27 protein-coding genes are annotated in these 22,756 nt (G+C 47.7%); 24 read left to right on the top strand and 3 right to left on the bottom strand.

The window, feature by feature from the left end; genetic code table 11:
- Nucleotides 1-121: 121 nt before the first annotated feature.
- A complete protein-coding gene (locus AC07KQ_RS13655) occupies nt 122-1,222 on the bottom strand; it encodes an SLC13 family permease (RefSeq protein WP_274990929.1) in 1,101 nt (366 codons plus the stop codon).
- A gap of 297 nt (nt 1,223-1,519) precedes the next feature.
- On the opposite strand from AC07KQ_RS13655, the gene rlmH reads away from it, so the two are divergent.
- The 6 genes from rlmH (at nt 1,520) to AC07KQ_RS13625 (ending at nt 5,032) form a co-directional block, all read left to right on the top strand.
- Nucleotides 1,520-1,999, top strand: coding sequence for a 23S rRNA (pseudouridine(1915)-N(3))-methyltransferase RlmH (gene rlmH / locus AC07KQ_RS13650; protein WP_480156572.1), 480 nt, complete (start codon nt 1,520-1,522; stop codon nt 1,997-1,999).
- A 96-nt stretch (nt 2,000-2,095) separates the two neighbouring features.
- Entirely contained in the window at nt 2,096-2,560 is a 465-nt protein-coding gene (locus AC07KQ_RS13645) for an ASCH domain-containing protein (RefSeq protein WP_013246142.1), read from the top strand.
- 105 nt (nt 2,561-2,665) lie between these two features.
- Nucleotides 2,666-3,160 (top strand): GNAT family N-acetyltransferase, encoded by a 495-nt coding sequence (locus AC07KQ_RS13640; RefSeq protein WP_020751778.1) that lies wholly within the window; start codon nt 2,666-2,668, stop codon nt 3,158-3,160.
- A 25-nt stretch (nt 3,161-3,185) separates the two neighbouring features.
- Nucleotides 3,186-3,668 carry a GNAT family N-acetyltransferase gene (locus AC07KQ_RS13635; RefSeq protein WP_041168882.1) on the top strand — a complete coding sequence of 161 codons (483 nt, stop codon included), beginning with the start codon at nt 3,186-3,188 and terminating at the stop codon, nt 3,666-3,668.
- 90 nt (nt 3,669-3,758) lie between these two features.
- Complete coding sequence (locus AC07KQ_RS13630; RefSeq protein ID WP_013246139.1) at nt 3,759-4,280, top strand: GNAT family N-acetyltransferase; 522 nt, start codon at nt 3,759-3,761, stop codon at nt 4,278-4,280.
- Complete coding sequence (locus tag AC07KQ_RS13625; RefSeq protein WP_003585954.1) at nt 4,277-5,032, top strand: tyrosine-protein phosphatase; 756 nt, start codon at nt 4,277-4,279, stop codon at nt 5,030-5,032. The genes AC07KQ_RS13630 and AC07KQ_RS13625 overlap by 4 nt, the downstream gene beginning before the upstream one ends.
- On the opposite strand, the gene AC07KQ_RS13620 is transcribed toward AC07KQ_RS13625, so the two are convergent.
- Entirely contained in the window at nt 5,015-6,052 is a 1,038-nt protein-coding gene (locus AC07KQ_RS13620; protein WP_013246138.1) for an NADP-dependent oxidoreductase, read from the bottom strand. The genes AC07KQ_RS13625 and AC07KQ_RS13620 overlap by 18 nt on opposite strands.
- A gap of 230 nt (nt 6,053-6,282) precedes the next feature.
- On the opposite strand from AC07KQ_RS13620, the gene AC07KQ_RS13615 reads away from it, so the two are divergent.
- The 6 genes from AC07KQ_RS13615 (at nt 6,283) to AC07KQ_RS13590 (ending at nt 9,520) form a co-directional block, all read left to right on the top strand.
- Nucleotides 6,283-6,804, top strand: coding sequence for an HAD-IIIA family hydrolase (locus tag AC07KQ_RS13615; protein WP_013246137.1), 522 nt, complete (start codon nt 6,283-6,285; stop codon nt 6,802-6,804).
- A gap of 10 nt (nt 6,805-6,814) precedes the next feature.
- Complete coding sequence (locus AC07KQ_RS13610; protein WP_003568149.1) at nt 6,815-7,315, top strand: GNAT family N-acetyltransferase; 501 nt, start codon at nt 6,815-6,817, stop codon at nt 7,313-7,315.
- A 36-nt stretch (nt 7,316-7,351) separates the two neighbouring features.
- Nucleotides 7,352-8,083: a GNAT family N-acetyltransferase gene (locus AC07KQ_RS13605; RefSeq protein ID WP_013246136.1), complete on the top strand. Its 732-nt coding sequence runs from the start codon at nt 7,352-7,354 to the stop codon at nt 8,081-8,083.
- Between the two features lie 100 nt (nt 8,084-8,183).
- Nucleotides 8,184-8,438, top strand: a complete 255-nt coding sequence (locus AC07KQ_RS13600; protein ID WP_003568143.1) for a hypothetical protein — start codon at nt 8,184-8,186, stop codon at nt 8,436-8,438.
- A gap of 170 nt (nt 8,439-8,608) precedes the next feature.
- A complete protein-coding gene (locus AC07KQ_RS13595) occupies nt 8,609-8,929 on the top strand; it encodes a DMT family transporter (protein WP_003568140.1) in 321 nt (106 codons plus the stop codon).
- 24 nt (nt 8,930-8,953) lie between these two features.
- Complete coding sequence (locus AC07KQ_RS13590) at nt 8,954-9,520, top strand: class I SAM-dependent methyltransferase (RefSeq protein ID WP_013246135.1); 567 nt, start codon at nt 8,954-8,956, stop codon at nt 9,518-9,520.
- 576 nt (nt 9,521-10,096) lie between these two features.
- Here AC07KQ_RS13590 and AC07KQ_RS13585 read toward each other — a convergent pair.
- Nucleotides 10,097-11,029, bottom strand: a complete 933-nt coding sequence (locus AC07KQ_RS13585; RefSeq protein WP_003571826.1) for a DHH family phosphoesterase — start codon at nt 11,027-11,029, stop codon at nt 10,097-10,099.
- Between the two features lie 102 nt (nt 11,030-11,131).
- On the opposite strand from AC07KQ_RS13585, the gene AC07KQ_RS13580 reads away from it, so the two are divergent.
- From AC07KQ_RS13580 to AC07KQ_RS13525, 12 genes are all read left to right on the top strand, one after another.
- Entirely contained in the window at nt 11,132-12,199 is a 1,068-nt protein-coding gene (locus AC07KQ_RS13580) for an endonuclease/exonuclease/phosphatase family protein (RefSeq protein WP_003568135.1), read from the top strand.
- Nucleotides 12,200-12,875: 676 nt separating this feature from the next.
- Complete coding sequence (locus AC07KQ_RS13575; protein WP_003568133.1) at nt 12,876-13,712, top strand: PTS mannose/fructose/sorbose/N-acetylgalactosamine transporter subunit IIC; 837 nt, start codon at nt 12,876-12,878, stop codon at nt 13,710-13,712.
- On the top strand, nt 13,705-14,541 hold the full coding sequence (locus AC07KQ_RS13570) for a PTS system mannose/fructose/sorbose family transporter subunit IID (protein ID WP_003568131.1): 837 nt from the start codon (nt 13,705-13,707) through the stop codon (nt 14,539-14,541). The genes AC07KQ_RS13575 and AC07KQ_RS13570 overlap by 8 nt, the downstream gene beginning before the upstream one ends.
- A 66-nt stretch (nt 14,542-14,607) precedes the next feature.
- Entirely contained in the window at nt 14,608-15,093 is a 486-nt protein-coding gene (locus tag AC07KQ_RS13565; protein ID WP_003568129.1) for a PTS sugar transporter subunit IIB, read from the top strand.
- Entirely contained in the window at nt 15,090-16,022 is a 933-nt protein-coding gene (locus AC07KQ_RS13560) for a MurR/RpiR family transcriptional regulator (RefSeq protein ID WP_003585938.1), read from the top strand. Before AC07KQ_RS13565 ends, AC07KQ_RS13560 begins: the two co-directional genes overlap by 4 nt.
- Nucleotides 15,949-16,866 (top strand): N-acetylmuramic acid 6-phosphate etherase, encoded by a 918-nt coding sequence (gene murQ / locus AC07KQ_RS13555; protein ID WP_003568123.1) that lies wholly within the window; start codon nt 15,949-15,951, stop codon nt 16,864-16,866. The genes AC07KQ_RS13560 and murQ overlap by 74 nt, the downstream gene beginning before the upstream one ends.
- Complete coding sequence (locus AC07KQ_RS13550; protein WP_003568121.1) at nt 16,853-17,875, top strand: serine hydrolase domain-containing protein; 1,023 nt, start codon at nt 16,853-16,855, stop codon at nt 17,873-17,875. The genes murQ and AC07KQ_RS13550 overlap by 14 nt, the downstream gene beginning before the upstream one ends.
- Complete coding sequence (locus tag AC07KQ_RS13545) at nt 17,863-18,930, top strand: dipeptide epimerase (RefSeq protein ID WP_003571821.1); 1,068 nt, start codon at nt 17,863-17,865, stop codon at nt 18,928-18,930. Before AC07KQ_RS13550 ends, AC07KQ_RS13545 begins: the two co-directional genes overlap by 13 nt.
- Nucleotides 18,920-19,705 (top strand): serine hydrolase, encoded by a 786-nt coding sequence (locus AC07KQ_RS13540; RefSeq protein WP_003571819.1) that lies wholly within the window; start codon nt 18,920-18,922, stop codon nt 19,703-19,705. The genes AC07KQ_RS13545 and AC07KQ_RS13540 overlap by 11 nt, the downstream gene beginning before the upstream one ends.
- 152 nt (nt 19,706-19,857) lie before the next feature.
- Complete coding sequence (locus tag AC07KQ_RS13535; protein WP_003568116.1) at nt 19,858-20,589, top strand: NrtR DNA-binding winged helix domain-containing protein; 732 nt, start codon at nt 19,858-19,860, stop codon at nt 20,587-20,589.
- Between the two features lie 93 nt (nt 20,590-20,682).
- Nucleotides 20,683-21,243, top strand: coding sequence for a cysteine hydrolase family protein (locus tag AC07KQ_RS13530; protein ID WP_013246132.1), 561 nt, complete (start codon nt 20,683-20,685; stop codon nt 21,241-21,243).
- Nucleotides 21,244-21,276: 33 nt separating this feature from the next.
- Nucleotides 21,277-22,713 carry a nicotinate phosphoribosyltransferase gene (locus AC07KQ_RS13525; protein ID WP_003571815.1) on the top strand — a complete coding sequence of 479 codons (1,437 nt, stop codon included), beginning with the start codon at nt 21,277-21,279 and terminating at the stop codon, nt 22,711-22,713.
- Nucleotides 22,714-22,756: the final 43 nt, after the last annotated feature.

Here is a 22,756-nt window from a genome sequence, read left to right as displayed (position 1 = left end):
GAGAAAAGCAATGAAAACGCATACATTACCGGTGTTATGTAATATTCGACTACTGTCATGACCTGAATTTTTAACGAAGCATGTCGAATTGGCCGACTTTTTCGAGGTAGGTTATTGCTTCTTAACGAACCGTCAACCAGTAACCGGCACAACCTAACAAAATCAAACCAATTAAGTTAAAAATCGTAAAGCCGACAAAAAAAAGAGTATGGGGCCGGTTACCATAAATCATGTATTGTTTGAAGACAAGTAAGTTAGCCATTGAACCAACGAGTGTCCCAACACCGCCGATGTTCGATCCATAAAATAAAGCCTCGACATAACCTGTAAAGCGTGCCAGCAGCACTGTAGACGGGACGTTGGAAATAACCTGACTGGTGAAAACACCACTAAGATAAACAGATTCCTCTGAGTTTTCTAAACCAGCAAGGAAGTGTATTACCCATGGAATCTGGCCAACGACGCTGACAATAATGAAAAAGCCAGCAAACGTTAAGACCACCGCGTAATCAACGTCTCGCATATCTTTAGGGTCCAGTGCTAAGGATAAGGCAATCGCCAAAACAGCCCCTAACCAAGCAGGAACAAGACCAATGACCCCAGCGAAGACGACACACGCAACGGCAATGGCAAACATGGTCGGCCGCATTTGTATATGGATGTGTTCAGCTGGGACATTCGGGACAGGCACATTACGCAAGAAAAGGCTTAGCAATACTAACACTAAAAAGCTAACGGCAAGTAACGGAATTGACCAGCCGAAGAACTGGCGCAAGTCAATTTGAAATTGGTGCATCAGAAAGATATTGTGGGTATTGCCAAATGGCGTGAAGGCGCTTCCAAAGTTGGCGGCCATGCCAATCAAGGTTACCGGGAGAATCTCGGGTAACTGATACTTCTTGGCAACCCGCAGATAGAGCGGCACCAAGGTCAAGACGGTCACGTCATTTGAAAGAAACATGCTGGCAAAAATCGCAAGAAAAAGAAACCACCACGTTAACTGTCGCGTGTTTTTCGCCCGGGAAGTCAGTCGATAGGCCCAGTAATCAAGAATATGTAGGTGCTCGAAGATTTGAATCACCGTCATCATGGCGAGAATTGACCATAATGTGGCAAAACTTATGTCGCTTGCTTTTGGCCGGCCAATGAACAGACTTATGACGACCAACAAGGCGGTGATCTGCAGGACCCGATCTTTGATCAGACGCTGAATAACAATCATCAATTTACCTCATTAAAAAAACCTCAACCAGACTATTTTGCGCCATAATCCGAACGTTGACAATAGGCAAACAGGCAGAGCGTGAACAGACCCGGTTTCTGGGCCTGCGAACGCGTTTTGAAGCAACTATACGCGAGCGGCTTAGCCGTTTTATTTTTGTTGGGCGTCCCTACATCAGCTCTCAACGATCCCAACCAGTTTGTTGTTGGATGCATTGCTGGTCGACCCAGAACGTCTGGTATACTTGAAACAGAAAAAAATCGGTCAAACAACGAGACTATGGGAGATCATACCAACATGAACATTAAGATCATTGGCGTAGGTAAATTAAAGGAAAAGTATTTTCGCGACGGCATTGCTGAATACTTAAAGCGCATGGATAAATTCGCTAAGGTTAAGATCGTTGAAGTTGCCGATGAAAAAGCCCCAGAGAATCTCTCCGAGGCTGAGATGGCTGATGTGAAAGCTAAAGAAGGCGACCGCATCTTAGGCAAAATTAAGGATAAGGAATGGGTTATTACTTTGGCGATTGAAGGCAAGCAGCGGCCATCCGAAGTTTTCGCGAAAGAAATCGCCGATCTTGGAACCTATGGGCATTCCGACATTACTTTCGTGATCGGTGGGTCGCTGGGCTTGTCGCCTGCAGTCATGAAACGCGCCAATGATACTTTGAGTTTTGGCAAGTTGACCATGCCGCACCAATTGATGCGCTTAGTCTTGATGGAACAGATTTATCGAGCCTTTATGATTAATATTGGCAGTCCATACCATAAATAGGGACAACAATGAGGATCATTGACTGACTTTTAGTTGACAGCCGAGTAAGCCAATCAGCTGGATTTGATATTGACAAGAAGAAACGGGGTTTTGAGCATGACACCAGAAACATTTTTCGCCCAAGCTAAGCAGGCAATTGGCTTGCCAGCCGCCACACCGCTCCAAAGTGCCTATCAATTTGGTGCCAGCGCGGACGAATTGGCTGCGTTGGTTCTCGCTGGCCAGAAAACTGCCACCGCCAGTGCACGTGATCTATACGAACCTGATGAACCACTACCCCAAGTTGGTGGCTACGATGTTGTTTTGAATGCGGCAAATGAGCCGGTTTGTGTCACATATACTGATGCAGTAGATGTTCAACCATTTCTAGATGTCAGTGATGATCATGCTTATCGTGAAGGTGAAGGCGATCGCAGCTTAGCATACTGGCGGCAGGTACATGCTGATTTTTTTAAAAATGAATATGCTGAGGCCAATCAAACCTTTAATCCGAAAAAGGCACTGGTTGTTTTGGAATCCTTTCACAAGGTTTATCCGATTTCATCAGATAGCTTCGAATAATGGCTATTTTTAGCAGTTATTTTCTGAAAGGTGCCTGTATCTCTTAAAGTTGAAGCTATTTCAAGTTAGACGGTCGTTAATACTCACCAGAAAAGGAGTCGTTTGTTGATAATCAGATCCTACCAGCCAAGTGACGCGGCACCTACTTTGGCGCTTTTTAGAGACACCGTTCAAAAAATCAACGCGAAAGACTATACCGCTGATCAGATTGCCGTTTGGGCTGGCCATGAGCGATCGCTTGCGGCGTGGCATGCCAGCTTCATGAAACCCGTGGCGTTGGTTGCAGTGGATGAAGCCGAGATAATCATTGGATTTGCTGACATGGCGTCTGATGGCTACTTGGATCGGCTTTACGTCAGTGCGGCGCATCAGCGTGAAGGGGTCGGTAAACGACTAGTGGCGGCACTTGAGCAACGAGTCGCGTCACCGCAGTATAAAGCTTATGTTTCGATCACCGCCCAGCCGTTTTTTAAGACAGTGGGTTACAGCACGATTCGAGAACACCGCGCTTTCATCGGCACGACATCTTTTCGTAACTATTTAATGGGAAAAAGGTGCGAATGTGAAAGCGACTGGTTAAGAGCGGCACTGATGGCTTGAAGTTACAACGCAACTAAAGTTTCACATGAAAACAATGAATTCAGAGGTTAAGATGACAACTTATACGATTCAACTAGTAACCCAGCCAACACCCCCGCAACTTGATCGAATTATGGCGATCTGGCTACAAGGTAATTTGCAGGCCCATGATTTCATCCCAGCGGACTATTGGACTGGAAATGTGTCGCTGGTGCGTGATCAGATTAGCAAGGCAACACTTTGGCTTGTTCAGGATCAGCGTGATCATGACATCATTGCTTTTTGTGGCCTGCAAGATAACTACATTGCTGGTTTCTTTGTTGATGAGCAGGCTCGCGGACGAGGCGTGGGGGCAGCGTTGATGGTCAAACTGCAACAGACCTATCCAAAGCTGACGTTAGCGGTTTACCAGCAGAACATAGGCGCAGCGCGTTTCTACCGTCGACATGGCTTTACGCTTTTAAAGCAAGATCGGGATGAGACAACTGGACAATTAGAAGACGTGCTGGTCTGGCAACAACCACGGTGAAACATAACGATATTTCCCTAATGGATGAATAAGTGTGATAAATTAGTCACAACTTGATAAAGCCAAAATTGTTTCGTGAGGTGATCAGTTATGATTCAAATTCGCCGATTTCGACCAGCGGATGCAGCAGAAGTCGCGCAAGTTGTTGCCACCACATTAAACATTTCCAATAGCCAAGATTATTCATCAGCTTATCTTGAAGCTACGATTAAGCGAATGTCGCCGCAATTTTTCTTAGACAAAGCCGAGCAGACTCATTTTTATATTGTTCATGACGGTAATCGCATCGTTGGTACTGGTGCGATTGGGTCGTACTGGGGCAGTACAACTGAATATAGTCTTTTTGATATTTTTGTGTTGCCAACGTATCAAAAACGCGGAATAGGAGAGCTTATCATTCACACGTTGGAGCATGATGTCTATTTTCGACAGGCGGAGCGTGTTGAGATTCCGGCGTCAATCACTGCTGTAAATTTTTACCGACACATGGGTTATACCTTTAAAAAAGGTCACGAAACGGTGGACGAAGAACAGCTTTATCGGCTAGAAAAATTTCCACATCAGCAAACGGCATCATCGTCTTCGTCGCATCAACAGGAAGGGGCATCGTGACGTTGAAAAAGATTACAAATTTCCGGTCACTAGGCGGGTATCAGAACGCCCACGGTCAAATGGTGAAGGATGGGTTGATTTTCCGTTCAGGACAACTTTTTGAATTAGAGGATGATCAAAGTCACTACCTTGGTCAGACGCTAGGAATTAAGCACATTGTGGATATGCGCAGTGACGACGAGCGGACGGAATTTCCGGACACAGTGTGGGAAGGGGCGGACTATGCCGTGTTGGACATTCTCAAGGATGCGACCGCCAATAATGCTAGCCTTGGGCGCATGATTACCGAGAAGGGCAATGTTCACGAAAATATGCTGGCGACTTATGAGCAGTTAGCGCTGAGTGATTCGGCCAAGACTGGGTATCGCCAGTTTATTCAAGGTTTGTTGCGCCCAAACGAACCCACCATTTTCCATTGTTTTGCAGGCAAAGACCGCACTGGCGTTGGCGCCGCATTGATTTTGAAAATACTGGACGTGAGCGAGCAAGACATCATGGCCGATTATCTTCAGACCAATGCTGAGCGCACAGTCGCCAATGAAGAGATACTTGCCGGGCTCAAAGAACGGGGTTTTACTGATCAACAGTTAAAATCAATCGGCGAAGCCTTGAAAGTTGATGCGGATTATCTGAGGCGTTATTTTCAAGTGATTGATCAGCAATTTGGGTCATTTCAGCAATACTTGCGCGAAGGACTCAAGCTATCAGCAGGTGAGATTGCACAATTTCGCGATTTATACCTGCAAAAGTGAGCTAGGGTTATCGACCAGCTTTAAAATGATTTTTCCTTTGGCGTGACCAGCCTGTGAATAGGCAAATGCCTCAGGAAGCTGAGCAAATGGGAGAACGCGATCAACAATAGGGCGAAGTTTGTCATTTTCGACGAGTTCGCCTATTTTTTCCAGTTCTGAACCGCTGGGATGCATGAAGAGGAAACGATAGGTGACGCCGGTTTTCCGAGCGAGCTTGCTGATATGGTGATTTGCTAAGCGAAAGGCTACTTTTTTCCAAATAGGGACGTTATAAGCATCGCTAAACTTTTCATCAGGGATGCCGGAGACGCTGACAATCATGCCGCCGGGTTTGACGATTTGGAACGCATTCGCAAGACTGGTGCCGCCGAGTGTGTCAAAAACGCCGTCATAGTCCGACAGAACATTCTGAAATGGCACCCGGTGATAATCAATGACGTGATCGGCGCCTAGTGATTTAACAAAAGCGATATTCTGACTACTTGTGGTGGTGGCGACCTCTGCACCAAGGGCTTTGGCAATTTGAATCGCGACGGTACCGACACCACCGGCCCCGGCTTGAATCAGAATTTTTTGACCTGGTGTCAAGTGCATCAAGTCGTGTAGCGCTTGATAACTGGTGAGACTGACAAGTGGTAAGGCGGCAGCTTCTTCAAATGTCAGCCGACTGGGTTTCAAAGCAATATCGTGTTGATCAATCGCAAGAAAATCTGCAAATGTTCCGATCCGGTCTTTTTGTGGTCGGCCAAAAACGGCATCGCCGACTTTAAAACGAGTCACGTTGGTTCCGACTTTTGTGACGATACCTGAAAAATCGCTGCCAAGAATCAATGGCATCTGGTATTTTAATAATAGTCGCAGCTTGCCGTCTTTCGTTTTGAGATCAATTGGATTAATGCTTGCTGCCACAATGCGCACCAAAACATCATTTGGTCGCACAGTGGGTAAAGGGACATTTTGAATTTCAGGTACAGCCTGTTTATAATGCGTGATAAGCGCGGCCTGCATGGTTTTGGTCATGATATATTCCTCGACTAATGGTTTATTTTTTTGAACCAATAACAAGGAATATAGAGCACTTGCATTTTAAAGTCAATTATCAAGGTGTCGCTTAAAAAACACGCCATGAACCATGTGGGGATGATATTGATCTACGGAAATGTTCGGATGGTTGGAAACGCATCACTGACATATAATGAAAGCAATTCAATGGGATTAGTTGTTTGATACGACTGAAAGGAGCCTCACACTTGGTCATCAAGACAGTTTTCATTGATCGCGATGGCACCATAGGCGGGAACGGTCATTTTACGGCGATTCATCAATTCGAACCTTATCCCGGCAGTGTGGCGGCCATCCGATCTTTGCGAATGGCTGGGTTGCAAGTTTTTGCGCTGACGAATCAGACAAAAATTACTTCTGGGCAGTTGGACGAAGCCGCGCTGCGCATCTCGTTACTTGAAATGGGATGTTCTGATGCCTTTATTTGTCCACATGCTGAGAACGCTGGATGTCCGTGTCGAAAACCTAAGACCGGTCTGATTGCACAAGCACATCTTCGCTATCGTTTTGCGAATCGTGATGCTGTGATCGTTGGTGATAGTTATCTGGCTGATATGCAATGTGCCATTAATGCTGGCATCTTGGGGATTCATGTCGCAACAGGGCGTGGAGATGCAGGTTATCAAGAGGTGGCGGGTTCGTTTGTTGAATGTGCCAGTTTGGCGGATGCTGCAACATGGATATTGGCTCAGCAAGGTAACGGTAAATGAGGCGAAGAGAATGACTGCTAAAGTGAAGGTTATTGAAGCCACAGCTAACTCTGATTTTGATGCTATTCGGCAGGTTTACTACGTGACGTGGCAGGACGCATACCACGGACTCATATCAGATGACTTTTTGGCGCAACTCTCACCGGCCAGTTGGCATCCGGAACGGCGCTGGCAAGACACGCTGTTAGCAGTTGATGACAAAGATAAAATTGTTGGTGTTTGCAGCTTTGGTCCAGCGCGGTTGCCGGATTTTAACGGCTGGGGTGAGCTTTATTCAATTTATGTGCTGCCGCAGTTTCAACATACAGGTGTCGGTGCTGTCATGATGACGCGGGCATTACAGCGCCTGCATGAGAAATTTGACCAGTTTTATATTCGTGTTTTGGATAATAATGTATCTGCGCAGAAATTCTATCAGCATTTTGGCTTTAGCATGACAGATCAGATTATGGAAGATACGACCAAGTTTGGGACGATTCGCGAACGTGTCATGGTTAAGCAAGACCCTTGAAAAGTAACGCCCAACATTTTAAATCTGGAGGATGAGATGTCACTTATCACGAAACAATTAGCACTGGATTTGCAAGTGCCAGCATCGCGGCTGCAAAATACAGGAAATCTTTTCGTGACTAGACCGCCTGTGCCGACTGCCCGCAGTTGGGCGCGTGATGTTGGTGACATTGTCATTCGCAAAGGACGACTATGGGTGCGCACAACGAAGCCAGAGGTCACAGCTGCCTTAGCAGATGCTTTTGGACAGGCAGACGGGGCGTGGTTCCTTGAAATGAAAACCGTAGAGCAACTCACCGAATTGCTTCGGAATTTTGGGTTAAAAGTGACCAATATGGCACCTTTCTTCGTGCCGAGTAACCAGCTAAGTCGCCAATTAACCGCGGGCATGCATTTGATTGAAGCGGATGCGATTCCGAAATACCAAGCCAATCATGCGATCAAAATGGCGTTTGGTTATGATCCGGCGGCACCGGATCGCCTTGGGATTGGCTACGAACTAGACGGAGACCTCGTGGCCGTAGCAGGCGCCAGTCAAAATGGCAGGTACTGTTGGGAGATCGGCGTTGAGCTGCTTGACCCTGCCTTCCGTCACCAAGGCATTGCTAGCCGGTTAGTACAGCAACTAACCGCTGAAATCCAGCATCAAAACCAAGATGTCTTGCCACTTTATGGGACCCAATTCTCCCATGTGCAATCAATGAATGTTGCGATTAGAGCGGGTTTTGTGCTGGGATGGACAGAGCTGGTGATTGGCAAAGCTGTTTAAAATGGTGCCTTGGATCAAGTGAAGACATAATATGGTTAAAAAATACGGATAGAATGTTTTGCAAAATAACTAAGGTATGCGCTCGAAATGGGGTAGCGTTATGGTACACATCATCGGAGTTCTTTTGGGTGTTTCAATCACATCAATGATTATTTTCTGGATCATGCGCACTTCAAAGGGACCAATCGACCATCGTACAAGAGCGTTGTTGTGGCTTGTAATGGCATTGGTGGTGATTGGCAATCTTGCCGGGCATCTCATGGTTGTTGAACATAGCAAATGGGCGCTGGCTTTTACTTGGTCGTTCGCATTTGCGCAACTCATCATTTTGTGGGTCATTGCGCGGAACTTTTAGCAATTTCCTTGACGCCGTTGTCAATATGTGAAAAAATAACATCAACATTTATTTAAATAGCAGTCACTACCGGGTGACAGTATCGCAACCGCATTAGGTCAATGCAGCGGTTGCGTATACTGTCGCCTTTTTGTTTTGAGGCTGCAAAATGATACGAGGAGGACACATTCATGCAGTGGTTCTATTTAGTTTTAGCAGGTGGATTTGAAGTCGTTTGGGCAACCTTTATGAAAATGTCGCACGGCTTTAGTCGTTTGGGATTTACGTTAGCAACTTTGGCCGGGATGGTTTTAAGTTTTTGGTTCTTGGCCCTTGCCGTTAAACATCTGCCATTAAGTTTGGCGTACCCGGTTTGGACCGGGATCGGCGCTGTCGGATCGATTATTGTTGGTGTGGTCTTGTTTAAAGATCAACTGCAACCAGCGACTTGGTTCTTCATTGCACTGCTTGTGATTGGGATCATTGGGATTAAAGTGACGAGCGGCGATTAAGGCTAAGACGGCGGTGGTGAATTAATGCAGACTTTTCGGCATCCTGTCGAGAAAACAACCGTCACGGAAGGTTGGCAGCCAAATATTGACCAGTTAAAACGCACGTTGGTACCGCAAGGCGTTACGCTATATCCGGATCCAGAAGAACGATTGGCGCAGCTTCCGGATGAGCATTTTGACATTGTCACCAACAGTCACGGTGGTTTGCCGATACGCGACATTGCCCGTGTGTTGCGGCCGCACGGTCTCTTTGTCTCGCAACAAATCGGTGCAACTAATAATTACAGTCTGTCACGGTTTTTGAATGCCAACTATGTACCAGCTTTTCCAGATAATAATTTACCGCAAGTTATGACCGAGTTGCGGGAAGCGGGCTTCAAGATTTTGAAATCAGACGCGGCCTTTGTGAAAATGAATTTCACTGATGTTGGCGCAATTGTTTATTATGCCACGGTTATTCCATGGGAGTTTCCGGATTTTGATGTAAAAAAAGTAATGCCGCAGCTGCATCAACTTCAGAAGATCATCGATAGCCAAGGTAGCGTGACAACGTTTGAAGACCGATTTATTGTTTTAGCAAAAAAGAATTAATAGGGATAAAATTAGATAGGAATAGGAACATATTAGCAACGCTTTTAAACGAAATGGATAAAAACATTCGTTATAGTTTCTCTTTATCTATGTCTGCCCCACAACCTTTGATATAATCAAACATGGCAACTGCCCTGGGAGGGGGTGTGACCGTGATTGATTTTCTAAATCAGATTATCGCCCCGCTCATTGTGGGAGTGGTACTCCTGCTGCTCGAACATAGGTTGAATGATCGGCGATAGTCTTTGCAGTTGCCTTCAACCCACACGCCCGTCGTCCACGATTTATCGCAGCGGGTGAAAAAAATAGCCGTTTCCCGTACAGGGGAAACGGCTATTGTGATGTGACCGTAAAAGTTTTTCTAAACCAAAGTCATTATATCATGGATTTGTTGACTGACAAGGTAGAAAACACACTAGTACGTGTCAACTTTTCCTCGATTCTAATATTTTACCGTATTTTTGAAAACCAAGTCTACCAGTCGTTATCACAACAGCTATTCATTAGAAATGAGGCATCGCTCTGGCTTTTGGGTTTAGATCATTCGTCCGGGCCATTACCATTCTTCATGACACCTTATAACGATGCAAGTTCCTCTTCAATAGCATGAAGTTCAGCAGCATTATCTGCCACGGCGCCGCTTGCCAGCGGATGGCCGCCACCACCATGTTGAACGGCCAGCGTATTGATTTCTTTGGTTTTGCCGCGGAGTTCAACCCGATAGCTGCCATCAGTTCGTTCGGTGAAGACCACCCAGCGATCAATGCTGGCTAGCTTGCCGATATTGCCGACTGCGCGCTGTTCTTCGCCATACGCAAGGCCAAATTGGGCGAGCACGGCCTTTGTGATGAGGAGTGATCCGGCGCCAGTGTCAGTGATTTTGACATTTTCTAAGGCCCAACCAATCAAGCGGCCAACATTTTCCGGGAACTGGTCTTCTTGACGGCCAATTGCGGCGGCATCGATGCCGGTTGCAAGTAGGTCAGCAGCAGCTTGGTGGGTGCGGGCGGTTGTTAAATCATACAGAAAACGGCCGGTGTCACCAATAATGCCTGCGTAGAGTGCTGTGGCGGCTGCTTTGGTGAGTTGCAGCTGTGGGCTGTGACGTACTAAGTCCCACACCATCTCTGATGCACTGGAAGCATGGGTGTCAACCCAGTTGATGGTGCCAAGCTGATCTTCATCCAGATGATGGTCAATTTTGATCAGCATCGCTCCTTGATCAAAATAATCACCGGCAATGCGTTCGCGATTAGAAGTATCAATCACAACGACGAGCGCACCAGTGTAAGCTTCAGCGGACACTTGTTGTTGTGGTCCGATCCAAGCTAAATCGGGGGCGGCCGGTCCCGCTGTGTAGATGGTTTTGGCAGGATAAGCGGCACGCAGCAGCAAGGCCAATCCGGTTTGTGAGCCAATCGCATCAGGGTCAGGATTAATATGACGATGGATAATAATGGTGTTGAATTTTTCGAAAGCAGCTAAAATGCTGTCAGTTTCAGTCGACATGGCGATCCCCTTTTTATAAAAAAGTCTATCCTCATAGTACTGGTCTCAGAGGAAAAGACAACTGCTATAATAAGCAAAACAACTATTTTGGGAGGAACGACGGTGAAACGAATTTTGAAATGGGTTGGCGGCATTCTCGGTGTCTTGTTGTTGGCCGCCGGCGGATATTTGATTTATTTATTCACCACTTATTATCGCGTGCCTGATGATCAGGCGCTAAAAGTGAAGAACCAACAAAGTACGCAGTTTAAACCGGGCCAGACTTATACGGCGATGACTTACAATATCGGGTATGGTTCCTACCCGCCAAGTTATAGTTTTTTCATGGATGGCGGCAAATATTCGCGAGCCTACAGTAAAAAGTCCGTGCGTACCAGCATTAATGGTGTGATCAAAACCACGCAGGCGCAAAATCCTGATGTTGCTTTCTATCAGGAAATTGATCCGGATGGTGATCGATCACAACATGTGAATGAAGTGAAGATGGTCACTGGGGCGCAGCAACAATACGCCAATATATACGGTCAGAATTATGATTCGGCTTACTTGTTCTACCCGTTCACCCAACCGATCGGCAAAGCGAAGTCCGGTATTCTAACGTTAAGTAAAGCCAAGGTCGATAGCTCCCGGCGCTACAGTTTGCCAGTGGACACTGATTTTAACAAAATCATTGATCTGGACCGAGCTTTTACGGCAACCAAAACCACGGTGGCGAATGGTAAACAATTCGTCATGGTCAACATTCATATGTCAGCATTCACACCGAACGTCAAGATTCAGCAGGCACAGTTCACCAAGTTGTTTAAATATATCGAACAAGCGTATCAGCAAGGTAATTATGTGATGGTTGCTGGCGACTACAATCATCGCTTGTTAAAAAATACCGCCGAAATCTTCCACACAAAAGATCTTGATGAAACGTGGACCCATCTTTTCCCGAAGTCCAAACTCCCTGCAGGTTTTCATATCCCGACCATGGGCTTGGCCAAGGCTGCCGTGCCGTCAGTTCGAGCCTTGGATCAACCGTATCAACCGGGTAAAAGTTTTGTGACGTTAATCGACGGCTATATTCTTTCGCCTAATATTAAAGCTGAAAGTGTGCATGTCGTTTCTACAGGTTTTCAATATTCCGATCATAATCCGGTAGTGTTAAAGTTCCAACTGCAATAACAGACTTCACTGAGGGTGAACCATAATTCTCACATCGGACTTGTGATTCACTAAATTACGAATAATCGCAGGAAGATGCTAGGCTAAAACTTTCTTGCCGTGCCAAACTCCGCAATCTCCGGCCAGCTGGGGCTGGAACGCTGTGACGGCGCTTCGAGCCCGCAAAGCCCGCGGTCTCGAAGTCGCCTAACAACATCAGCGCCAAGCCCGGTCGCTGTGTTGTTTGCACGGCTGAGCCCCATCTGACCTACGATTGCTCCGCCTTGGCACTACGATCTTTAAAATCGCAATAAATAATCCATGAGCAGGCAAAAGCGAACAAATTTCCTTTAAGTGGAAAATTGTTCGCTTTTATTTTGCCGACTGAGAATTATGTCTCGGACTCTTGTCGCCAAACTGCGCAAAGTGGACTAATCGGCATCATTATAAGAATTAAATTCAAAAAATAATTTTGAAGGAACAAGCTTATTGAAGCGTCTGTTGTAGCACAGAGAATAACTGGTGTTTCTCATGTGACGCCAGCTTTTGCGTCAAAAATGGTACACCTGTATTGACGCTGTTTTTTAAGAAACTGAATTTCAATGTCAATTATTCTTACGCAAATACTTGAAATACAGTTTCACATGGCGGCATAATTGACTTGATTCATGACATCCTATTAGGGAGGGGAAAGATCATGTCAATATCTGCTTTTGCACTTATTTTCTTGACGATCTATGTGGGCATTGCACAACTTGATGCATTGTCTGTTAAGATCGGATTATTCTCGCCAGTGTTTGGCGGGGCGGTAACTGGTCTAGTTATGGGTGATCTCAAAACCGGCTTGATTGTCGGCGCAACGCTGCAATTAGCCACATTGGGGGTTGCAACGTATGGCGGTGCAACCGTTCCTGACTTTCTTTCTGGATCCATCATGGGCAGTGCCTTTGCGATCATGTCAGGTCGGGGCGCGGCTTATGGAATTGGCTTGGCGATTCCAATCGGCTTACTGCTGACACAAATGGATATTTTGGCGCGGATGACGAACACGATTTTCCAACATCACGCTGACCGCTTAGCTGAAAAAGGCGACTATAAAGGGGTTGAGCGCAATAACCTTTACGGGATTATTCCGTGGACAGTTTCACGAATGCTACCGGTTTTCGTTGGTTTGTTCTTCGGTTCCGCGGTTGTTAAAGCGATCAACGCTTGGATCCCAGCATGGTTGATGGTTGGTTTGAAAACAGCCGGGATTATCTTACCAGCGATGGGGATCGCGATCCTGATGCGGTATCTGCCACTCAAACGCTATTTTCCATATTTCATTCTTGGATTTGTCTTAATGGCTTATTTCACGAAAACATTCTCCTTGCTGGGCACAGCACTGGTTGGCTTCGTCTTCGCGGCACTACATGTTTTAGATGCCAACGACCGCAAGCGCAACGAATCGAATAACCACGGCCCAAGCAACCATAACAATGGCGGCAGCAACGGCGGCGATGATTCCGATGAGGAGGTCGAGATCGATGTCTGAACTGAAATTAAATAAGATAACTAAAAAAGATCTCAAGCAGATTTTCATTCAAAACGTGTTGGGTCTGCAATTGGGATGGAACTACGAAAAAATGCAAGGTCTTGGCTATGCCTACTCTGTCATGCCAGCTTTGAAACGGTTGTATAAAGACGATCCTAAGAAAATGAAACAAGCCCTGAACATGGAAATGGGCTTCTTCAACACCACGCCGCAAATGGCACACTTAATTGTCGGCGCGGATGTTGCTTTGCAGGATCAGTTGGGAATGAACGATGAGAATGAAAAAGCGATCACTGGTCTGAAAACTGGCTTGATGGGTCCGTTCGCTGGTGTCGGTGATACGATCTTCGTGGCAATTTACAATGCGATTATCTATTCGATCACCGCATATCTGGCTTTGTCGAATCAACCAATCGGGTTACTCATTCCGGTCATTGGTTGCTTGGTCATTTTATGGGTTCGCTGGAAATTGTTCCAAGTTGGCTTGTCACAAGGGACCCGGCTGGCAACAACCTTTGCGGATAGCATGGCGACTTTCACGGAAGGTGCTTCTATCCTTGGGTTAACGGTTGTTGGCGCGATGATTCCGGCGGTTATCAACTACAAGCTTGACCTGACCTACAAAGTCGGCAAGGTCACGATGAATGTGCAAGACATGCTTGATAAAATCATGCCAGCACTGATTCCACTAGCAATTGCCTTGTTCTCATACTGGATTCTGGGTCGCAAGCATATGAACTCAACGCGACTAATTTTTGTCCTGATTCTGATCGGGATGGTGTTGGGCAATCTGGGCGCCATCTTCGGCTGGATCGGTAGTTTAGTTTAAAATCATGATAGGCGAAAAACACGGGCGCGATGATATCGGCCCGTGTTGTTTGAAAGGAAGATTCTAATGACAATTGTGGCAGCACGTGTTGACGAACGGATGATTCACGGCCAAGTAGCGATGGTCTGGACGAACACAGTCGGCGCTAACCGCTTAATGGTGGTTAACGATGAGGTGGTACGCGATGAGATGGCGATTCAAGGTTTGAAAATCGCCCGACCAGCAGGGAAAAAACTAGCAATTAGCTCCGTTGCCAAAGCCATCGAGAATTTGCAGAATGGCAAATTTGCAGATGATCAAGTCTTTGTCATTACTCGAAATATTCCCGATATGGCGAAGTTGATTGATGGCGGCGTACCAATCAAGGCCTTTAATGTTGGCAACTTGTCGGAAAAACCAGGCACTAAGAAAATCAAGCCTTCCGTTGCCGTATCACCAGACGATATTGCGATTATTCGGCGCTTATTGAAACAGGGAGTCACCATCACTGCGCAAATGGTTCCCAACGAAAGTGCAACGTCCATCGCAACTTTTATTGATAAGGCCGAATGAAGACAATCTTAGAGACGTTGCAGTCGCGTCTGTCGCAATTAAGTCCGGTGAATCAAGCTTTGGCTCGTCATGTTATAACCGATCCTGAGACTTTTATCGCACAGACAACAGCGCAGATTGCCCACGCAAGCGGGGTATCGGCCGCATCTGTCATTCGGTTTGTTCGTCAATTTGAGTTTGCCGACCTACAGTCGTTTAAACTAGCTCTCGCACGGGAAAAGACGTTACCTGCAGAGGTGATGCCACTTGATCCGCTGGTTCAGGATGACGACGACTTGTCGACCATGATGCATAAATTAAGCCAGACTGCGATTGCCGCAGTGCGTGATTTGCCTGATGAGTTGGATCAATCTGCCGTGCAGTCAGCCATTACGACGCTGCGACAGGCACGTCATATTTATCTGGTGGGAGTCAGTGCTTCCGCCCTAGTTGCTCAGGATCTTTATTTGAAATTGATTCGCGCTGGGTACGTAGCCATTTTTGACCACGACACCCACACGGCGGTGGAGCGCGCTTATTATACGACACCGGCCGATGCCATGGTCGTTTTTTCATACAGCGGTTTGACTAAAGAGGTCGTATTGGCGGCTCAGCAAGCGCGGCGAAACCAAACGCCTGTAATTGCAGTGACACGACACGAGCCGAGTCCGTTGCGTGAAGCGGCAAGTTGCGTGATTGCCTTGCCGCCGACAGAACCGTTGTTGCGAATCGGTGCGGTGACCTCAATGTTCACGGAGACTTATGTCGCGAACATTCTTTTTCTTGGGGTCGTTCAAGGTGAGATAAAAAAAACTGAGCAGAATTATCGCGCAACGTCACAATTGACAAGTGAGTTAAAGATTCGAGGGGAAAAATATGTCAATCGCAGACTTAATGACCGAGCAAAGAAATCCGGCCAGCACACACATCGACACAATGACAACGCCTGATTTGGTGGCGTTGATTAATGCTGAAGATGCAAAAATTGCACCAGCAATCGCCAAAGAAAATAGCCACATTGCCGCGGCAATCGATGCTGCCGGGCAACGATATAATCGTGGCGGCCGGTTGATTTATGCCGGGGCGGGCACCTCTGGTCGTTTGGGAGTTTTGGATGCAGCTGAACTCGTACCAACTTATGGTATTCCGCCAGAGCGGGCAGTCGGGCTAATTGCTGGTGGCATGTCGGCCATGTTCAAGTCGGTTGAAGGCGCGGAAGATTCTGCGGAGCTAGCCGAGCATGATCTCAAAAGACTGAATTTGAACGCCAATGACACGGTTATCGGGATTGCCGCATCTGGCCGGACGCCGTATGCGATCGGAGCTTTAGCATTTGCGCAACAAACCAAAGCGCTTGCGATTTCGGTGGCCTGTGTCCCTGACAGTGTCTTGGCACAACATGCGGATATCGCCATTGCCCCAGTTGTTGGCCCGGAAGTGATTACCGGATCAACACGCATGAAAGCTGGGACTGCGCAAAAGATGGTTCTGAATATGTTGTCGACAGGGGTCATGATTCGCGCCGGGAAGGTTTTTGAAAACTTAATGGTCGATGTTTTGCCAACCAATGCCAAGTTGGTAGATCGCGCAGAACGCATTATTGCGGCCACAACCGGCGTTGATCAAATCCAAGCTGCAACCTTGCTGAAAGCAGCGGGACATAAGGTCCCAGTCGCAATTGTGATGGCTAAAACCGAGCTGGATGCCGCCGATGCAACGCAGGTCTTGGCGGATCATGATGGTGTTATCAGTGCAGTTTTGGCGGCTTGGGAGGCCGAGCATGGGCACAAATAAGCAGACAGCTTTGCTGCCAACGGTTAACCAGGCGATAACTGATGGCGCGGTTTTCGGCGTGTCGTATAGTCTGCTTAGCCCGCAAGAAAATGCCTTGCATGTGATCGGCTACCAAGGTGCCGGGGATGACCGGCTGCCGTTGTTGCCGCAAGCGCGGTATGATCTGGCGTCGTTGACGAAAGTTGTCGGCACGACCACCCGACTGCTGCAGTTGCTTATAGCTGGCAAGTTAGAATTAACCCAACCCATTGGCTCGTTGGTCAGCGGTTTGCGATACCCACAACTGACGATTGAACAACTCATGCTGCATCGCAGTGGCTTGCCAGCAGATGTCCCTGATGCCCATGCGCTCGATCAAGCGGGGTTGATTCATGCCGTCAAAACAATGGCTGCTGTCGCTGCACCAGACACTGAGACGATTTATTCGGATTTGAACTACATCATACTCGGTTGGGCGATTGCTGCACTCGATGGTGATTTGGCAACAAGCCTGACGCAATATATTTTTGCACCACTGGGCATGTATGCGACCGGTTATCGACCGCAACATGTGGCTGCGGCGGATTTTGTGCCAACCGAAAACGTGCCTGCTCGCGGTGGCATCATTCGTGGGACAGTTCACGACCACAAAGCCTTTTTACTAGATGGGGTTAGTGGTCATGCAGGGTTGTTCGCCACGCTTGCGGATCTGACTATTTTCACACGGTTGTTGGCTGGTCTGCCCGTGACAAATGGCGATCAAGTTCTGCCACCAGCGGCGTTTGTGCTGCTTGACCGCTTTTGTAAAGGCGGTCGGACACTCGGCTGGCGCTGTTGGGCGCAAGGACGTCATCAATACTGGCACACTGGGTTTACAGGGACATCAATAGCATTTGATCGTGATACCCAGCGCGGATTTGTCTGTTTGACCAATCGAATCTATCCTAGCCGCGCCAATCGTGCATGGTTGGCGGTTAGGCGCCAGTTATTAACCCAATTTTTCGAGGTGGCGACTTCATGGCCGGATTAGAACCAATTATTCAAAAAATACAGTTACGGCCGATCAGTTTACCGCTGGTGCGGCCTTTCACAACAGCGATGCATACCGTGACGGCAGCGGATGCTGTTCAAGTTGACGTTTTGCTGACCAATGGCACAGTTGGTCATGGCGCCGGCACCCCCAACGCGGTGGTGACAGGTGATACGATGTCGACCTTGCAGGAAAACTTGCAGACACAGGTGATACCGGCACTCATTGGACGTGACATTCGAGACTGGAATAGTTTGCTGACGCTGCTTCATGCCAGCACATCGGAGCAACCCGCCATTGCAGCGGTTGAATTGGCACTTTATGATTTGCGGGCAAAGCAGGTTAGCATCCCGCTGACAGCGTTGCTCGGTGGTCAACAGCGAACGGTCACGACTGACATGACGATTGGGATTCAAGCGCTGCCCGATATGGTGAGCGAAGCGAAGGCATTTGTTTCCCGAGGCTTTAAGGCTTTAAAAATCAAAGTCGGTGGTGGTCGATTGGCAGATGATTTGGAGCGCGTCAAAACGATTGCCAAAGCTGCAGGCCCTGATATTCGCCTGCGTCTCGATGCCAATCAAGCATGGACAACTGATCAAGCCAAGGTTGCGGTGACCGAACTGGCGGCTTTGCAGTTACCGATAGATTTTATTGAACAGCCAGTTGCTGCGCGCAATCACGAAGGCTTGGCAACGTTGACTGCTATGCGACAGTTACCAATCATGGCGGATGAGAGTGTCTTTGGGTTTCAAGATGCGCTGGCATTACTCAGTCGCCACGCAGTCAATCACATCAATATCAAACTAATGAAAACAGGCGGTTTGGCGGAGGCTGCGAAGATCGATGCAGCTTGCGCGTCTTTTGGCGTGACGACCATGGTTGGGTGTATGATCGAAAGTAACCTGAGTCTGGTGCCGGCGATCGCGTTTGCCGCGGTTCATGATAATGTTACGTTCACAGATTTGGACGCGGTCTACATGGTCAAAAAGCAGCAAGCAGGCATTCAAACGCACGGACCACAGCTTACAATTGGAGATCCTATGCATGACGCCTGATAAACTCGTGACACGGCTTGATCAAGTGAATCAGAACTTTGACGAAAAACACGCCTTGTTGGTTGCTGATACCCGGCATGTGCTGTTTGGCGCGCAGGTTGATCAACCATTTCCCGCTGCTAGTTTGATCAAACTGGGCATTGCCGCCTTTGTAAAGGAAAAAGCGGCAGATGATCCCAGCCAACTTGAGCGGCAAGTGACGCTTCCGGAATCGGTCGGCGGGGCAGGTATTTTACGTTTCATGTCACCACAAGCTTGGCGCGTGCGTGATTTGCTGACGTTGATGCTCACGGTATCGGATAATCTGGCTACCAATGCGCTATTAACCACGTATGGGCTGCCGACCATTGCAGCGTGGCTAACTCGGCATTATCCTGGCGTCCAACTACGGCGACCCTTGATGCAATCAACCTTTGATGGCGATAATATGATCACCGCAAGCGCTGCCTGGCAACTATTGCGCGCTTTGTTAATGTCGGACGGCAACGAACCGGCAGCGGATATCTGTGCCCAAGCCCTGCGGCATCAGCAAAACCGCACCAAGCTGCTGTTAGCGCCGACCATGGAAAACTTCATCGGTTGGCTAGCCGGCAAAACTGGCGAGTTGCCTCATTGCGAACATGATGCGGCCTGTTTTGCCGCTGAAGGTGAGCGCTTGTATGCGGTGGTGCTGACACAATTTGATTACGATCGGCAAACAGCCATGGCATTTAGCCAACAGGTTGGGCACCTTATTGTGCAAGCTTTTCAGGAAAAACGGGATCGGTTTTTGTGAGTTTTGGCGATCTATAGAGCTGTTGGTTGTTTTATCAGAATAATATTTTTCGAGATAAAAACGCCTAAGGATTAGAATTTAACAATTCTATCGTTAGGCGCTTTTGCTATAATCACAACTGAACACAATTGTTATAAAGAGAGTATGATTTCATGGCTGACGAATTTCTTGCGCATCCTTTGATCACGATTACGAACGTTATTTGGAGTTTTTCGCGGACAACCCACCAGTTGCAGGTACTTTTGATTCATCGTGCCGGGGCACCGTTTGCCGGTTTCTGGGCATTGCCGGAAACCACTTTGCGTGAACGGGAAAGTGCAGACACAGCAGCGATTCGATTGATTCGCGATAAGATCGGAATTCACGTTAATCGTGGATCGACAGAGCAACTTGCGACATTTACCGATCCGACGCGGACCCCCGGGGAGCGTGCACTGGCGTTGACTTACATGACTTACTTGCCAACGATGCCGAAGTTGCAACCGGGTTACGGTGCTACCGATGCACGCTGGTTTGCTTTTAGTGCTGCTGATGAAGCAGGGTATCAACTGCAAAATGGGCGAACGATTTTTCCGCTAGGCACATCGACATCTGAGCTAGCGTTTGATCATGCCCGGATTTTGACGGTGGCCATTCGCCGTATTCGTAACCGACTAGACTATCAGCCTACGATTCTTCAAGTTTTGGGGACGACGTTTACGTTGAAAGAGGCGCGCGAAGTGTATGCACCATTTTTAATGACGACTGCAAATGCGATTGATAATTCTAATTTTAAGAAAACCCATCAACAGCTGTTTATCGAAGTCGGCACTGCTCATGATCGCACGCGTAGTGGCCGGCCACCGAAGCTTTTCAAGCTGGCAGAGTTGAAAAATCCGATGTGACCGCGTATCGTAGAGAGCAAATAAAAGTCGGATCTACTTTTATCGAATGCAAGTTTAAGTAAAAAATACTTTTATTAAGAAAGGATACAAATTATGGCACACACAAATGAAGCGCTGCTGATCATTGATTACACCAATGATTTTGTGGCTGACGAAGGGGCCTTGACCTGTGGCAAGGCTGGTCAAGTGCTAGCACCACAAATTATTGCTTTGGCTGATGAATTTCTACAGCAAGATGGCTGGGTGTATTTGCCAACGGATGTTCACAGGCCGCATGATCCCTATCATCCAGAAAGCAAACTGTTTCCGCCGCATAATGTTCGCGGTACGTGGGGACGTGCTTTTTATGGTTCGCTTGCGCCTTGGTACGACGCGCATCAAGCCGAAGATCATGTCAATATGTTTGATAAGACCCGATATTCTGCTTTTGCCGGGACGCCCCTAGATTTGCGCCTGCGCGAACGGAAAATTGCGACTGTTCATTTAGTTGGCGTGTGCACGGATATTTGTGTGTTGCATACTGCAGTGGATGCCTACAACCTGAATTACCAGATAGTTGTTCATCAGAAGGCAGTCGCTGCATTGACACCAGCCGGGCAAGATTGGGCACTTGATCATTTTGCCCATGTGCTGGGAGCAACCGTTATCGATTAGTGTTGAGACGTCATAAAAGAAGGTTTTATTAAAATGAATATGAATCATGCCATGTTAACTGATTTATACGAGTTTTCAATGGCCAACGGTTATTGTGCGACCTTGCCGCATACAGATCAGGCTGTTTTTGATATTTTTTATCGCACGGTTCCAGATCACGGTAGTTTTGTCATCGCCGCTGGGTTGCAACAGGTAGTGGAAGCTTTGCAGGCGTTTCATTTTGACGATGCTGATATCGACTACTTGCGTTCCTTGAATCTTTACTCAGAGACTTTTCTAAATGAGCTTGCGACGATGAAACTTGCTTGCAGGGTGACTGCTTTACCAGAAGGCACGCCAGTTTTTCCACGGGAACCGCTGCTTACTGTAGAAGGGCCCCTGATGCAGGTGCAATTGCTGGAGACGCTTTTGCTAAATTTGGTGAATCATCAGTCACTGATTGCCACGAAGGCGCGGCGGATTACCGCGGCGGCAGAAGGTCGTCCTGTGATGGAGTTTGGTGCGCGCCGGGCACAAGGCCCAGATGCTTCAGTATATGGCGCGCGGGCAGCTGTCATTGGCGGCTGTGCCAGCACGTCGAATGTTTTGGCAGCCCAGCTATTCCATATTCCGGCTGCGGGCACAATGGCACACAGTTGGGTTGAATCGTTTAGTGACGAGCTGACGGCTTTTCGCGCATGGGCTAAGGTGTATCCAGATAATAGTGCCTTGCTGGTCGATACTTATGATGTTTTGAAGTCCGGGGTGCCAAATGCGATCACGATCTTCAAGGAGCTGCGTGCAACAGGGCATCAGCCTGTGGGTATCCGAATTGATTCGGGCGATATCACCCAGTTAGCTAAACAAGCGCGAGTGATGCTGGATGCGGCAGGTTTTCAGGATGCCAAAATCACCGCTTCAAATGCCCTAGATGAAACTGTGATCCAATCGTTGCTAAAAGAAGGAGCACCGATTGACAACTTCGGTATTGGCGAAAAGCTGATCACTAGTGCCTCGTCGCCTGTTTTGAGTGGGGTCTACAAAATGGCGGCTCTGCAAACGGATGGTCAATGGCAGCCGAAGATCAAAGTCAGCGCTAGTCGCGAAAAGACGACATTGCCAGGCCATAAACAAGTTTATCGCTTATACCACCGTGACAGTCATCGTGCTTTTGCTGATGTCATTGCTTTGGCAGACGAAATTTTACCGGAAACAATCGCCGCCGTTAATGCTAATCCTTTGGCAACCCAGACACGGGTCACGCTTGCTGATTTCACGGCCAAGCCATTGTTGCAACCGGTGTTCGCACCCGGCCACACTGCTGATGTACCAACTAATGTTTTCGCGATCCAAAAATATACCCGCGAAACTTTAGCGGCCTTGCCAGAAGCCACCCAGCGGCTTGTTAATCCTGATTTTTACCCGGTTTATCTCACGCCGAAGTTGGCTGAGATGCAACAGCAACTGATTGCGGTTCATCATGGAAATTAATGTGGCTTGATAGTTAATGAACGAACGTTAAAAAGCACACCTG

This window comes from Lacticaseibacillus sp. YLM2-1 (assembly GCF_056583465.1).
This window is presented reverse-complemented; position numbering and strand designations above follow the sequence as displayed.

Bases quoted from the DNA above. Each gene is read 5' to 3' on its own strand.
- AC07KQ_RS13655 (WP_274990929.1), bottom strand. From the start codon at position 1,222: ATGATTGTTATTCAGCGTCTGATCAAAGATCGGGTCCTGCAGATCACC.
- rlmH (WP_480156572.1), top strand. From the start codon at position 1,520: ATGAACATTAAGATCATTGGCGTAGGTAAATTAAAGGAAAAGTATTTT.
- AC07KQ_RS13645 (WP_013246142.1), top strand. From the start codon at position 2,096: ATGACACCAGAAACATTTTTCGCCCAAGCTAAGCAGGCAATTGGCTTG.
- AC07KQ_RS13635 (WP_041168882.1), top strand. From the start codon at position 3,186: ATGAAAACAATGAATTCAGAGGTTAAGATGACAACTTATACGATTCAA.
- AC07KQ_RS13630 (WP_013246139.1), top strand. From the start codon at position 3,759: ATGATTCAAATTCGCCGATTTCGACCAGCGGATGCAGCAGAAGTCGCG.
- AC07KQ_RS13620 (WP_013246138.1), bottom strand. From the start codon at position 6,052: ATGACCAAAACCATGCAGGCCGCGCTTATCACGCATTATAAACAGGCT.
- AC07KQ_RS13610 (WP_003568149.1), top strand. From the start codon at position 6,815: ATGACTGCTAAAGTGAAGGTTATTGAAGCCACAGCTAACTCTGATTTT.
- AC07KQ_RS13605 (WP_013246136.1), top strand. From the start codon at position 7,352: ATGTCACTTATCACGAAACAATTAGCACTGGATTTGCAAGTGCCAGCA.
- AC07KQ_RS13600 (WP_003568143.1), top strand. From the start codon at position 8,184: ATGGTACACATCATCGGAGTTCTTTTGGGTGTTTCAATCACATCAATG.
- AC07KQ_RS13595 (WP_003568140.1), top strand. From the start codon at position 8,609: ATGCAGTGGTTCTATTTAGTTTTAGCAGGTGGATTTGAAGTCGTTTGG.
- AC07KQ_RS13590 (WP_013246135.1), top strand. From the start codon at position 8,954: ATGCAGACTTTTCGGCATCCTGTCGAGAAAACAACCGTCACGGAAGGT.
- AC07KQ_RS13585 (WP_003571826.1), bottom strand. From the start codon at position 11,029: ATGTCGACTGAAACTGACAGCATTTTAGCTGCTTTCGAAAAATTCAAC.
- AC07KQ_RS13575 (WP_003568133.1), top strand. From the start codon at position 12,876: ATGTCAATATCTGCTTTTGCACTTATTTTCTTGACGATCTATGTGGGC.
- AC07KQ_RS13570 (WP_003568131.1), top strand. From the start codon at position 13,705: ATGTCTGAACTGAAATTAAATAAGATAACTAAAAAAGATCTCAAGCAG.
- AC07KQ_RS13565 (WP_003568129.1), top strand. From the start codon at position 14,608: ATGACAATTGTGGCAGCACGTGTTGACGAACGGATGATTCACGGCCAA.
- AC07KQ_RS13560 (WP_003585938.1), top strand. From the start codon at position 15,090: ATGAAGACAATCTTAGAGACGTTGCAGTCGCGTCTGTCGCAATTAAGT.
- murQ (WP_003568123.1), top strand. From the start codon at position 15,949: ATGTCAATCGCAGACTTAATGACCGAGCAAAGAAATCCGGCCAGCACA.
- AC07KQ_RS13550 (WP_003568121.1), top strand. From the start codon at position 16,853: ATGGGCACAAATAAGCAGACAGCTTTGCTGCCAACGGTTAACCAGGCG.
- AC07KQ_RS13545 (WP_003571821.1), top strand. From the start codon at position 17,863: ATGGCCGGATTAGAACCAATTATTCAAAAAATACAGTTACGGCCGATC.
- AC07KQ_RS13540 (WP_003571819.1), top strand. From the start codon at position 18,920: ATGACGCCTGATAAACTCGTGACACGGCTTGATCAAGTGAATCAGAAC.
- AC07KQ_RS13535 (WP_003568116.1), top strand. From the start codon at position 19,858: ATGGCTGACGAATTTCTTGCGCATCCTTTGATCACGATTACGAACGTT.
- AC07KQ_RS13530 (WP_013246132.1), top strand. From the start codon at position 20,683: ATGGCACACACAAATGAAGCGCTGCTGATCATTGATTACACCAATGAT.
- AC07KQ_RS13525 (WP_003571815.1), top strand. From the start codon at position 21,277: ATGAATATGAATCATGCCATGTTAACTGATTTATACGAGTTTTCAATG.